Source organism: Robinsoniella sp. (assembly GCF_034124845.1).
Genome location: NZ_JAWYAJ010000521.1, coordinates 23,699 through 37,783 on the forward strand (window position 1 = coordinate 23,699; position 14,085 = coordinate 37,783).

Genomic DNA, 14,085 nt, shown 5'->3' on the forward strand with positions numbered 1-14,085 from the left:
AATCCCTATGATACAACAAACCATACAATCGTTGCTCCTGCAATCCCCACCAGTCCGATAATTGTCTCCATAATTGTCCATGTCTTAAGATTCGTCTTCTCGTCCACCTCAAACAGGGATTTCGAAAGCCAGAACCCGGAATCATTAACATGGCTGAATGCCGTTGCTCCAGCGGCAACTGCAATAGTTATCGTAGCCAGCTGTAACTGGGAAAGTCCTGCTACGGCAGGCATTGCCGCCATAATCCCTGCCGCCATGGTCATAGAAACCGTAGCGGAACCTACTGAGATTCGCACGACTGCTGCAATCAGAAATGCTACCAGAACCAGCGGGAGTGGAAGTCCTCCTACAAATTCTCCAAATACGGCGCCTATTCCGGAATTTTGTAAAATAAACCGTAGCATTCCCCCTCCTGCAATCAATAAGATAATATTTCCACAGGAGCTCAGAGACTCAGTCATAATTTTCGTTAATTCTTCTCTGGTATAACCATGTCTCATGCCCAGTAAAACCATGGCAACAATTGTGGATAACAACAGGGCAATAACCGGGGTTCCAAGAAATGTCAGAACCGGTTTGAGCGGCTGCATAAACGGAACAATGGAAGACAGCGTATTTAATATGATCAAAAATAACGGCAGTAAAATAATCGCAACAACTGTACCAAATCCCGGAAGCTTTCCTTCCACTATCTTTTTGTCATTAGCCTCGAAAGAGGACGGTACCGGGAAATTATATTTATTTCCGGCAAACTTACCAAACAGCGGTCCCGCCAGAATCATCGCCGGAATTCCAATAATGATACCCAGAATGATCACATAGCTCAGTTCCACATTCAGCATTTCTGCTACCAGCACAGGTCCCGGAGTAGGCGGTATAAATGCGTGCCCGATAGCCAGCCCCGCCAAAAGAGGAATGGCATAATGAAAAATAGAACGTTTTGTTTTCTTAGCTATCCCAAAAGCAATGGGAATCAGAATCAATAATCCTGATTCAAAAAACACCGGCATTCCTACAATTAATCCGGTTACACCAAGCGCCCAGGCTGCTTTCTTTTCCCCAAATTTGTCCAAAAGGGTCTGGGCAATCACTTCTACTCCCCCTGAGACCTGAAGAATCGCACCAAACATAGAACCCAGCCCGATTAAAATAGCAATGGTCTGCAACGTAGTTCCAACGCCTTCCGATAAGGTATCCGTTATCATGGAAAACGGCATACCTACTGCCACACCAATCACCAGTGCCGACAGCATAATGGAAACAAAAGGCTGTACCTTCAGTTTAATAATTAAAAATAGTAAAATCGCAAAACCAAGCAATGCTCCAATAATCAACCGTTCCGGAGATGCACTAAAAGTATCCATATTCTTTCCTCCAAAATCTTCCTTCTTACAGCCCGGCCGCGGCACCTGTCTGCTTTTCTTTATGGTTCGATTATAGCAAAAATGCCCGGAAAGAAATATGGGGGAAACTTTCTATTTTATCCTGTTTATTTATGTTTTATCTAAGATATCCCGGTTGATCATTCCGGTAAGTGCCCCAGTGCAGTAAAAAACAGCATTTTATGGCTTTAAATCATCCATAAAATGCTGTTTTTGATCGAATTTGATATTTTATTCACTTCTGCCAAATAAAGCACAAAGTTTTCTAATCCTGCTGATCAGTTCTTCATGAAAATCTTCTTCTGCCAAACGCCAGGTCCAGTTATCACCTAAGGTAGACGGTGTATTAATTCTGGCATCTGAATCCAGATAGAGATAATCCTGTACCGGTATTACCGCCAGCATTGCTACGCTGGAAAGTGCCAGACGGATAAACTCCCACTGGATCTCCTCATCGTTTCTACCATACAGATTCATATATTCTTTTGCCAGTTCCCGGTCTTCCTCAGCCATTTCATAATACCAGGTTCTCAGCGTCTGGTTATCGTGGGTACCTGTATATACAACACAATTCTTGTCATAGTTGTGAGGCAGATAATTACTGGGCTCCCTTGAATCAAATGCAAACTCCAACACTTTCATGCCTGGGAATCCGCTCTCTTCAACCATTTCTATAACACTTGGAGTTAAGTATCCCAGATCTTCCGCAATCACCCGCATTTCCCCTAACTGTTTTCTTAACTGCCTGAACAGATCCAGACCAGGACCCTTTTTCCAGCAGCCATTTTCCGCAGTCTTATTCCCATAAGGAATTGCATAGTATTCATCAAAGCCCCGAAAATGATCTACCCTCACTATGTCATAAAGACGGAAACACCGTTCCATACGTTTCGCCCACCAGACATAACCGGTTTCTTTATGATATTCCCATTTATACAGAGGATTCCCCCACAACTGGCCTGTTGCTGAAAATCCATCGGGAGGGCATCCGGCAACGTCAATGGGCAGGTTCTCTTCATCAAACTGGAACAGATCCGGACGCGCCCAGGTATCTGCGCTGTCAAAAGCTACATAAATAGGGATATCGCCAATAATTTCCACACCATTTTGATTGGCATACTTTTTTAACGCATACCACTGCTCCTGAAACTTAAATTGCTGAAACCGAAAAAAATGAATCTCATCTTCATATTGTTTGCGGTATCTTTCCATTGCTTCCGGTTTGCGAAGGCGGATATCCTCATCCCAGTGATCCCAGCTGACTCCATCAAAATGATTTTTCACCGCCATGTAAAGACAGTAATCGTCCAGCCATTCTTCGTTTTCTTCCAGGAACTTCTTATATTCCGGATCGTTCTCTAATTTACAGCGCTTATATGCTTTTTGTAAGATCAAAAATCGGGACTTATAAATCTTTCCATAATCAATATGTCTTCTATTGGTACCAAAGTCATAAGACTCGCATTCTTTTTCGCTTAACAGACCTTCTTTCACCAACTGGTCCAAATCTATAAAATACGGATTCCCGGCATATGTGGAAAATGACTGATAGGGGGAATCTCCATATCCCGTGGGACCAAGGGGAAGAATCTGCCAGAACTTCTGCCCTGCCGCCTTTAGTATATCAACAAAATCATATGCGCTTTTAGAAAATGTGCCTATTCCATACTTGGATGGAAGGCTGGCTATAGGTAATAACATTCCACTGGCTCTCATTTAGTGGTGCCTCCTCTAATCTTCTTTATCTGTTCCGGTAACGTTATCGGTACCGTTTCCAATACTGTATTTATCATAGCACAGATATACAGGTCTGGCAACTCCATTTCAATGTTTTTTTGCAATTCAGAAAAACACATAAGTTCCCTCCCTTCTGTGCATATTTACTTCGCCTATAATTTTACGTATGATTTACGCTATTATTTACACTATAATTTTACGTATGATTTACGCTATTATTTACACTATAATTTTACGTATAATTTACGCTGTTATTTACACTATAATTTTACATATGATTTTTACGCCTGTTCACGACTATAATACCCGCACTGACAAGAATCAGCGCCCCCAGATTGCGCAGTGTAAATGCATTTTCCCTGAGGAATATTGCAGATAAGAATACACCGAATACCGGAATCATGAACCCATAGATCGCTACCTTTCCTACGGGGTTATATTTTAGCAGAATTGTCCATATGGAAAAAGCCGCTGAAGAAATAAACGCCATATATAATAGAAGTACAATCCCCGAACCATTGAATCCCCTTACAATTCTGCCACCGCTAATACAGCCTATTAATATTAACACTGCCCCGCCAAACAACAACTGCAGTGCCGTAATTAAAATAGGATCTTCTCTTTGGGCAAGCCTTTTTGACCACAGGGATGCTACGGAATATGCCAGAGCAGAAATAAACAAAAATCCTTCTCCCTGAACAGAAAAAGATGTATCCCATCCGTTCAGTGAAAAATTAGTAAGAATCACCCCTCCAAATCCAAGCAGACATCCCACACATTTTTGCACATTCAGCTTTTCACTTTTCATAAAAAAGTGAGCCAGCAATATCGTAAAAAAGGAATTGGAAGCACTGATAATTGACCCCTTCACACCAGTGGTATTTGCCACTCCAATATAGAAAAAAATGTATTGTATCGTAGTTTGCACCACACCCAGCCCTAATATTCCCGGAATCATTTTCCCAGCAGGAACCGGGAATTTCTTCTTTAAAATCCATACAAAAGCAAATGTCATGATCCCTGCAAGGAAAAACCGATAGCCGGCAAATAAAATTTTAGATCCTATGTCTTCTGCAGCAATCTGAAAGATCTCATATCCTGATTTTACACAGGGATATGCGCTTCCCCACAAAGCAGTGCTGATCACAGCAAGAATCCCTAATATCCAGGGATTTGTCAAATAATGTCCCGCATCTTTTTTCATATTCTCTCCATAAAACAGAGCCAGACACAAGCACATGTCTGAAATGCTCTTGTCCGGCTCTGTTTATATATATTTATATATTTGACTTTAGTTTACATCCCAGAGGCGTTCATAAATATCCATGATATCATCTTTGGTTGGAACTCTTGGATTAGTTGGGGTGCAGGCATCCGCTAAAGCTGCATCCGCCATAGCCGGGATTGCTGCAAAATACTCTTCTTTTGTGCATTTTCCGGTCTGTGCAATGCAAAGAGGAATATCCATCTCTCTTAACATAAACTGCACCCAGGCTACCAATGCTCGAATGGTAGTGATTGTGTTAAAGTTCTGAAGGCCTAAGATTCTGGCTATCGTTACATATTTTTTAACCTGTTTCGGGTATTCCTTCTGGCTTCTGCTGTGTTTGCTTATGTAACTGTTATACTGGATAATAAATGGCAGCAGCATTGCATTGGCACGACCATGAGGAATATGGAATCTTGCACCCAGCTGATGTGCCATGCTATGATTAATACCAAGGGAAGCGGAGTTAAATGCAAGTCCTGCCAGACAGGATGCTATATGCATTTTCTTTCTTGCATGGGTATCACTTCCATCCAGGTACGCACGTAATAAGAAGCTGCCGCAGATTTCAATTGCTTTCTCTGATAATGCTGCCGCAAATTCCTGATTTTGGGTACTCACATAGGCTTCTAAAGCATGGGTAAATACATCCATTCCAGTATCAGCTGTGATTGCCGGCGGCACACTTCTGGTGAGCTCCGCATCTAAAATTGCCTCGGTTGGCAGGAGGCTGTCTGAAACCAGCGGATATTTAATCTTCTCTACCGGGTCGGAAATTACTGAAAAAGAAGTTACTTCAGAGCCTGTACCGCTTGTAGTCGGAATTGCAATTAATGCCATTTCTTCTTTTGCACCAAGCTTCGTTGCAAACTCGCGCATGCCTTTAGCTGAATCAATTGCGGAACCGCCGCCTACTGCAACAATTGCTTCCGGCTGATATTCCAGTAACGCTTTCACGCCCAGTACAACCTTTTCAATCGGTGGATCCGGCACTACATCCTTATAGATGGAATATTCTTTTCCACTCTTGTCCAATCGTCTTGTTACCAGTTCGATCATACCGCTCTGGACTACAAATGGATCTGTTATAATCATTATCTTCTGATATGGAATATCTGTTAAACGGTCTAAGGCATTGTCACCGAAATATATCTTCGTCTTAATATCAAAACTATTCATGATTTCCGTCCCTTCTTTTCACTTTTTTGTCATTGTTAACATATTAACATTAATATACCACATTTATTTGGGATTCGCAAGTTCTAATCCTGGAAAACAACAAAAATCAACACCAAAGTATACCTAATACAAAAACTGCATAAATGATTCCATCCATTCCGTACCAAAGTAAAAAAGAACCGGAAATGGTTCTTCTTTACTTTTCATAACATCCTGACTTCTTATAATAAGTAAGTCGGCATCTTATCCTTAATTCCAACATAATTTTTGGATTCACTTTTCACCGGTTCCGCTGCCACAGTCTCTACCGCTTCTTTTATTATTTCTTTCGTTTCCTTTTTAGCCCGTGCCGGCGCCTTTGTTTTGGCTGCTGCATCCTTCTTCGGTACCTCTGCTGCTTTCTTCTTTGCCGGCACTGCCTTTGCTGCCGTTTTTCTTCTGGTCGTTTTTTTCACCGGCTTTTCAGCTGCTGCAGTTTCTGATGTCGTTTCTGAATTAACCGCCGGCTTTGCTTCTGCCGCTGCTTCCTTGGTACCCTCATCATCTGCCGGAGCCACAGCAGTTTCTTTTACATCCTGTTTTTCTTCTGCCATACCTTTTTCCTCCACTTGAATTTCTGTTGCCTGTGTCATAAACTCTATACTTTTTTCCTTTTTACTTCCTGCTTTTGCTGCTCTCATTATGCTTCCTCTACCTACTGCCAATTTCTAATACCTCCTCTGCCAGTGCTGTATATTCCTTTGCACTTCTGCTGCTCTTTTTATATGCCACAACCGGTGCGCTGTTATCCTGAGACCATTCAATAGAACTGTCCACTCTGATATAAGATTCAAATAAATGGATGTCCTCCATCTCCTTTAAGGTCTCCAGTGTCTGTTTAAAATAATTCTTCCGGGTATCTACTTTTGTGACTACAATACCCATCAGTTTCAGTTCAGTGGAAATCTGTTTTACTTCATTTAGAAAATCAAACATATTAGCCAGACCGAATAATCCCCAGGGACTGGCTTCCACCGGTATAATCACCTGATCCGATGCGCAGAGCACGTTCATTACCCAACCTCCAAGTGTAGGTGGCGCATCAATCAGAATATAGTCATAGACTCCTGATGTGCGTACATTCCCAAGGCATTTTTTCAGAATTAGTTCTCTCTGCCATTTTGTAAACAGTTCATATTCTATGGAACTCATCAGAGTGGAAGATGGAATCAAATCCAGATTCTCATATGATGTAGCAACAATGTAATCACTTAAGTCCTTCTGTGCCTTTATCGCCTGATAAAGATTCTTATCTCCTGTTGCAAATTCTAAGACTTCATCCTCGGTAAAAAATGACAGTGACAAATTCAGCTGCATATCTGCATCGATCAATAATACTTTTTTGCCCGCCATTGCCATTGCGCATCCTACATTTGAACAGGTAGTAGATTTACCGCTTCCACCTTTATTATTCGTAAAACAAATAACCTTTGTTTCTTTCATCAGGCACCTCACTTTATATCATAGATATTTCTTATATAATTTTGATTATACGAGGTTTTATGACTTATTTCAACTCATAATTTCCGGGTTATGTTTGAAAATTCATTCCTCCGGTTATGCTTGCCCCCAGGGCACCCGCAGTAACACCCACTGTCCCACACTTCCTGCATAAAAAAATACCAGATCCTGAGCTGCCTCAAAACCTGGTACAATAACTTCTATTATGCTATAAACTGCTCAGTTCCTTGTTTACCATTGGCTGCCCCCATAGTCCGGAAGACTTTTCCTGCTGCTAATGCAATCAATATGGATATAAAAGCAGCTCCAAAAAGAATGATATGTGGTGTCATTTTAAATCGCTCAAAAAGAGCACCATACATCGCCTGACCTACCGGCTGGGAACACATTGCCAGAGCCAGCACCCAGGAAATCACCTTTCCAATCAAGTGTGCCGGTGTCTGTCCCTGTACAAAAGACAGCATCTGCACACTGAACATGGTAGACGTAACCATCATTCCAAAACTGCATATGGTTATAATCATGTATGCAGACATTGAAGAAGCATTTATTAAAAATACCGTTCCCATAGGAATCAGCATAACCGAAGCAGCCAAGAGCAGCCATGCAGTCTGTTCTATTTTTTATTTTTTTGCTAGAACTCCGGTCAGGATTCCACCAAATAAACCGCCAGCTGCCAAAGCCCCCTGAGCGTATCCGTACATCTGATCCGACATTCCAAGTGTCTGTGTAATCATTACCGGCATAGATACGATCACCAGCGAACTCAAGAATAAATTAAATGCAGCTACAATCAAAATTCCTTTCAAAATAATAGGATTTTCTTTTACAATAAATGTCATACTCTCTTTAAAATCACTTTTCACTAATACCAGAATGCTCGCAGCCTTTTTCGTCTTTACATTTGGAATATGGATAAAGATCTCCATAACAGCCGAACAGAAGAAGCAAATTCCACCAATGACCAAAATCGGAGTCAGTCCCCACAGTCCGAATAATACACCGCCGATGATAGGTCCCAGTAAATTAGACAGGGCGCTGACCTGGTTGATCACTGCATTCGCCTGCAGTAAATGTCCATCGTCTGCCAAGAGAGGCATACTTGCCTGAACCGCAGGCTGATAAACACCCTGTATTCCATACAAGATCATAAGTGTAATAATTAGCATTACAATCAAGTTTAATCTTCCCATGCTAATGGAAAATAAAGCAATCAGTGCCGCTGTTGAAAAATCCAAAACCACCATAATATTACGTTTATTTACCCGGTCTGCAATCATCCCTCCAATAGGTGTCAACACAATCATTGGAATAAATGACAAAGCACTGGCAAGACCAAAATACGCAGCAGATCCAGTAATATTTAACAGGTAAAGGGGCAGGGCAAACCGGATAATTGCATTTCCAAAGAGAGAAATAATCTGTCCGATTACCACCAGCGTAAAGTCCCGGTGAAACAACTTTGTTTTTTGACTCATTTTAAATCCTCCTTAATTTTAATACCGACGTTTGGTATGTATATGATTAAAAATATACTGCCACTATTTTGTGACAGTTATTGAGTTGCTATATATCCTATGTTAAATTTTTAGAATCGTTCTCTTCCATAATACTCCGGTAAAGCTGTAGTCTGTCAAGCATCTTATCATCTAAAACCGGAATGCCCAGACGCTCTCCTACATATTTTAAAAACAAAAATTTGTCATATAGTTCATTCTCCGAAACCTGAAATACTGCCGGGTTTAACCAGATATTGGCTAGAATCATCAACATCTCCGCCATTTGTTTGGGATATTTCGTGTGAATCGACCCATCTTCGATACCCTCACGCAACATAGGTTCAATCATCTGTTTTGCAACCACATTGACGCTTTCATATATTTCTGCTGACAAAAAGCGTGTATTGTGCATAAGATCCGGTGCTGATTTCAATATTTTTTCCTGGTTTGGATTCTGCAGAGAACTTTGAATTGTTTTCTGAATCTTCTGTAACCCGTTTAATGTGGGATCATTGACGATTGCTATTGCACTTTTATGCACGTCCTCAAACATACGATCAATAACAGCTTCAATAATATCTTCCTTGGACTTAAAATGATGGTAGATGGCTCCTTTGCTTAAATCCCCCAATTCATCTAATATAGCCTGAATGGTAGTCTCCTCGTATCCTTTTTCCAAAAATAACCTGGTTGCCACATCTAATATTCGATTAACCGTTACTTCTGGATATTTATTTCTTGCCATTTACTCATCTCCTGTATACATACTGTTGGTATGTAAGTAGTATACAGGAACTATCTATAAGTGTCAATCATTTTTTGAAGAACCTGCTTTTTACACTTCATTATTTTTGAATTTCATAATCATTTCATTGGTAAGACTGATAGACGTGTCGCATTCCGGAATTTCTTCCCGGCCAAACCACTCCGCAAATTCCAGCTCATTTCGATCCAGCGTTATATGCTCTGAACCGTCAAGGTCTGCATAAAATCCCAATAGCAACGTACTGGAGAACGCCCAGGGCTGACTTTTATAATATCTTATGTTCTTTACTTTAAGCCCAACCTCTTCCATAACTTCTCTTTTCACGGTTTCCTCAATCGTTTCCCCAACCTCAGCAAATCCAGCTATCAATGCATATTTCTTATAATTCCGTCCGGAATATCTGGACATCAGAAGTTTATTGCCATCTGCAATTCCAACAATTACTGCGGGAGAAAGTTTGGGATATTCCTGTAAACCGCAGGCACTGCAATACATCATGCGCTCCTTATCATGGTGCTCCATAGGCTTGCCGCATCTGCCGCAGAAGCGTCTGCTCTGATACCAGGAGAATATCTGGAATGCCGTAATCCCTGCAAACGACAGATGCTGGGGCTGTGCAGTTCTAAAAATCTCCACATTCGCCATGGAGAATCCCGTTCCCTGGACTGGCACAATGTTGTCTGTCAGATAAAAACTCTGGCTGTCAATTGTAAATAAATACCTGCACTCCTCCTGAAGATTCTCATGCTCAGATTCCAAATCTTTTAATCTCGGAAATACAATTCCGTCATCACTGAGATTTATTAAAACTTCGTTTCCATGAAAACAAAGCAGAAAACTATCTTTGTCAGGCAGAACAGGGGTGTATTGATTATCTAAAATATGTGGTGCGATATCCTGAATCATTTATTCAACCACCTTTCTTTTGTTTTCTGCATTATATCAGGTTTGGAAAAAGCTTTCAATGTTTTTCCCAGTTATGCTCAATTATTTTATGTACGTTTCAATCCATCTAACTCCTGTTTTTCTTCCTAGCCATTACAATCCCCTTTTGTAATACTGTATATCACCATCTTTAATTAGCTGAAATCCCGCTTTCCCCGCAAACGCACAGGATACCAGATTTTCTGATTTTGTTCTGATATAGACTTCCCCGAATCCCAGCACATTCTTCCCGTATTCTAAAACAGCGCTGACTGCTTCATATGCATAGCCCTGTTTACGCCAGGCAGTGCCGATCAGATATCCCAGTTCCACTATTCCGGCGCCTTCCAGCTCTCCATTTTCAAATCCTACTCTGCCAATCATCTGACCCGAACTTTTTTCCACTACCGTCCACATCCCGTATCCATATAGTCCATACATATATGTAAAATAGGTATCCAGGATCTCTCTCTGCTCATTAACGTCCTCCGCCAGTGGAGTTAAAAACCGGACTATCTCCTGATCTTTATAAATCTCATACAATGCATCCGTATCATCCGGCACAGTTTCCCGAATAAGCAAACGGGACGTCCCGGCTATAACGGAAGGGATCTTATAATGTCTGTTATAAATTCCTATTAAAAATGCACTGTCTATCTCTTCCAGTCCTTCCACCACCATATCAACTCCATAGATACCAGTTGCGTTTCCCGCTGTATCATAAAAAACGCAGGGGATTCCTGCGCTTTTTGCTTTCTCGGCATTAATAACGGTGTTGGTGATCATTAGTGTTGGTTCACTGTCAATATTCAAGACATCAACTTGTGTTACCACTCCCCAGCCTTCCTTTTGAAGCCTGCTGAAAAATTGATTTAATTCTTCCATAATTGTATTTGGGTTTTGTATCTTTTGGTTTTGCATCTTTTGATTTAAAATAATATTATTTATGATAATCATAAGTCCCTACCCTAATAATTTTAACACGCTCTAAATCACTTTTTGCTATAATCTAACACTTCTTTTTATTTTAAATTATATCATTATTTCTATCTCTATGCCAGTTTTATCCTAAATTCTCTATTCTTCTAGATTTACTGTCTTCTCACTAAACTGCGAAGATTTATATTCACACATACACAAAGGAATGCCCAAAATCCAGGCATTCCTTCGTTCCCACTACTCAATCTTCAATTTTATTCCAGTTAATCTATTGATATTCGCAAACATCAATCCACTTCATTAGAAATACTTTTTCTGCTTCCACACCTTTTGTGAGGCGGGATGCAGCTACAAGCGGAAGCCACTGCTCTACGTATTGTTTTGCGGTGTCACTCTTTTTGCAGAATAAATCCAGGTAAAGCTTCGCTGCTGCTTCATTTTGCAATGCGAAGTATAGATAAGTATTGGCGGTGTCCGCACTTGCGTTACCCTGGGTGGCATGTGCCCAGTCCACAATCGCAGCTTTTCCGCTGTCATCGATAATAATATTACTGGGGTTAAAATCACCATGGCATACCTTCGTATGGGTAGGCATTCCCTGCAGACGGGTGTTGAGCTCATAACGAACCGTTGCATCCAGTCCTGTTGCAGTAATCTTACGAATCATCTTATCTTTTAACTTGTTTAATAAAGGTGCTTTCTTACTGTGCATCTCTAACTGAAGGTCTACAAATAAATTCATATATTCCTCCAGCTGATCGGGATGCTCCTGCATCAACTGCTCTAATGTCTTACCCTGGGCAAATTCCGAAACGATCGCCCATTTACCATCGACTTTCGTAACTTCCAGAATCTGCGGGATATTAAGCCCCGTTTCTTCTGCTCTTGCCTGATTTAATGCTTCATTTAGAATATTTGCTTTCGTGAAACTTGATTCAAATACCTTGACGGCTTTATCGCCGTCTCTGTAAACCGTTTTCTGGTCCCTTTTTGCAATAATCTGTAATTCTGACATTAGAAAATCCCCCTTTTCCATGTTGTTGGTTCTGCCAGGCAGACACTTGTAATGTACTAAGGAGGACTGCCTGGCAATTGATGTTTACAAAATGCCATTCAGCCGTTATTGGAATAAAATTGTTCGTGGAAAAATACGGCAGACTGTATACTCAATCTGCCGTATTTCTTCATACTATAGCAAGGTATCTGGCTGAACAGCTTATCTTATCATCTATACCAGATAGGAATCCTATTTGCCATAGTATGCAGCTAAATAAATTTCTTTGATTTCCTTCATCAGCGGATATCTTGGGTTTGCTCCTGTACACTGATCATCAAATGCCTGCTCTACCATGTCATCTAATGTATCCAGGAAGTATTTTTCATCTACGCCGTAATCAGCGATGCATTTCTTAATACCGATTTTTTCTTTTAAGTCTTCTAATGCTGCAATTAATTTTTCGAATGTATCATTGTCATCCTTGCCTACGATGCCTGCAAAACGAGCTGCTTCCGCATATCTTTCTTTTGCATGAGGATACTGATACTGTGAGAAAGTACCCATCTTTGTAGGAACATCAACTGCGTTGAAACGCATAACTCTTGTAAGGATTAACGCATTTGCAACACCATGTGGCAGGTGGTGGAATGCACCTAATTTATGAGCAAGAGAGTGGTTAATTCCAAGGAATGCATTAGCGAATGCCATACCTGCCATACAAGCAGCATCAGCCATTTTTTCTCTTGCGATTGGATCATTTGCTCCGTTTTCATATGCGGAAGGCAGATACTGGAATACATTTTTAATTGCTTTTAATGCAAGACCATCTGTATAATCTGTAGCCATGATGGAAACATAAGCTTCTAATGCATGTGTCATTACGTCGATACCGGAAGCACTTGTTAATCCTTTTGGCTGGTTCATCATGTTATCAGCATCAATGATTGCCATGTTTGGAAGCAGTTCATAGTCTGCTAACGGATATTTTACTCCGGATTTTTCATCTGTGATAATCGCAAATGGTGTAACCTCAGAACCTGTACCGGAAGATGTCGGGATTGCTACAAAGTAAGCTTTTTCACCCATCTTAGGGAAGGTGTATACTCTCTTACGGATATCCATGAAGTCCATTGCCATTCTCATGAAGTCAGCTTCCGGATGTTCGTACATTACCCACATAATCTTAGCAGCATCCATTGCAGAACCACCACCAAGTGCAATGATCGTATCCGGTTCGAATTCTGTCATCGCTTTTGCACCAGCCTGTGCACATGCAAGTGTTGGGTCAGGAGCTACATCAAAGAAACATGTATGCTGAATTCCCATAGCATCTAATTTTTCTTCGATTGGTTTTACATAACCATTTTTATATAAGAAGCTATCCGTAACGATGAAGCATTTTTTCTTATTCATGATTGTTCCAAGTTCATCCAGAGCAACCGGCATACATCCTTTTTTGAAGTAAACTTTTTCAGGTGTTCTGAACCACAGCATATTTTCTCTCCTCTCAGCAACTGTCTTAATGTTGATTAAGTGTTTTACACCAACATTTTCGGAAATGGAGTTACCGCCCCAGGATCCGCATCCAAGTGTTAAAGATGGAGCCAGTTTGAAGTTGTATAAGTCACCGATACCACCCTGAGCTGCAGGAGTGTTGATTAATACACGGCAGGTCTTCATAGCTGCTGCGGGTTTATCCATTTTTTCTGTCTGTGCGGGATGGATGTACAGGGATGCTGTATGTCCGTATCCGCCGTCAGCTACTAACTGAGCTGCTTTTACAAGAGCTTCATCGAAGTCTTTTGCTTTATATAATGCCAGTACCGGAGATAATTTCTCATGTGCGAATTCTTCACTGATATCTACGGATTCTACTTCACCGATCAGGATCTTGG

At 40.9% G+C, this 14,085-nt stretch carries 13 protein-coding genes; all 13 read right to left on the reverse strand.

What is annotated here, in order from left to right:
• Positions 1–5: 5 nt before the first annotated feature.
• Complete coding sequence (locus ACH2DQ_RS25905) at positions 6–1,364, reverse strand: GntP family permease (RefSeq protein WP_394914001.1); 1,359 nt, start codon at positions 1,362–1,364, stop codon at positions 6–8.
• A gap of 249 nt (positions 1,365–1,613) precedes the next feature.
• Entirely contained in the window at positions 1,614–3,098 is a 1,485-nt protein-coding gene (gene malQ, locus ACH2DQ_RS25910) for a 4-alpha-glucanotransferase (protein ID WP_394914000.1), read from the reverse strand.
• A gap of 289 nt (positions 3,099–3,387) precedes the next feature.
• A complete protein-coding gene (locus ACH2DQ_RS25915; RefSeq protein WP_394913999.1) occupies positions 3,388–4,323 on the reverse strand; it encodes a DMT family transporter in 936 nt (311 codons plus the stop codon).
• Between the two features lie 87 nt (positions 4,324–4,410).
• Entirely contained in the window at positions 4,411–5,565 is a 1,155-nt protein-coding gene (locus ACH2DQ_RS25920) for a 1-propanol dehydrogenase PduQ (protein WP_394913998.1), read from the reverse strand.
• Positions 5,566–5,786: 221 nt separating this feature from the next.
• Positions 5,787–6,269, reverse strand: coding sequence for a hypothetical protein (locus ACH2DQ_RS25925; protein WP_394913997.1), 483 nt, complete (start codon positions 6,267–6,269; stop codon positions 5,787–5,789).
• Entirely contained in the window at positions 6,256–7,047 is a 792-nt protein-coding gene (locus tag ACH2DQ_RS25930; RefSeq protein WP_394913996.1) for a ParA family protein, read from the reverse strand. The genes ACH2DQ_RS25925 and ACH2DQ_RS25930 overlap by 14 nt, the downstream gene beginning before the upstream one ends.
• A gap of 221 nt (positions 7,048–7,268) precedes the next feature.
• Complete coding sequence (locus tag ACH2DQ_RS25935; RefSeq protein ID WP_395028639.1) at positions 7,269–7,646, reverse strand: hypothetical protein; 378 nt, start codon at positions 7,644–7,646, stop codon at positions 7,269–7,271.
• A gap of 42 nt (positions 7,647–7,688) precedes the next feature.
• A complete protein-coding gene (locus ACH2DQ_RS25940) occupies positions 7,689–8,543 on the reverse strand; it encodes an MFS transporter (protein WP_395028640.1) in 855 nt (284 codons plus the stop codon).
• A 97-nt stretch (positions 8,544–8,640) separates the two neighbouring features.
• Positions 8,641–9,309, reverse strand: coding sequence for a TetR/AcrR family transcriptional regulator (locus ACH2DQ_RS25945; protein ID WP_394913994.1), 669 nt, complete (start codon positions 9,307–9,309; stop codon positions 8,641–8,643).
• A gap of 90 nt (positions 9,310–9,399) precedes the next feature.
• On the reverse strand, positions 9,400–10,236 hold the full coding sequence (gene nudC, locus ACH2DQ_RS25950; RefSeq protein WP_394913993.1) for an NAD(+) diphosphatase: 837 nt from the start codon (positions 10,234–10,236) through the stop codon (positions 9,400–9,402).
• Between the two features lie 132 nt (positions 10,237–10,368).
• On the reverse strand, positions 10,369–11,211 hold the full coding sequence (locus ACH2DQ_RS25955; RefSeq protein ID WP_394913992.1) for a GNAT family N-acetyltransferase: 843 nt from the start codon (positions 11,209–11,211) through the stop codon (positions 10,369–10,371).
• Between the two features lie 250 nt (positions 11,212–11,461).
• The gene (locus ACH2DQ_RS25960; protein ID WP_394913991.1) at positions 11,462–12,208 is read right to left on the reverse strand and encodes a phosphotransferase family protein; all 747 of its coding nucleotides are present in this window, start codon (positions 12,206–12,208) and stop codon (positions 11,462–11,464) included.
• Between the two features lie 231 nt (positions 12,209–12,439).
• Positions 12,440–14,085, reverse strand: a 1,646-nt coding sequence (locus ACH2DQ_RS25965) for an iron-containing alcohol dehydrogenase (protein ID WP_395028641.1), incomplete at its 5' end; no start/stop codon positions are given.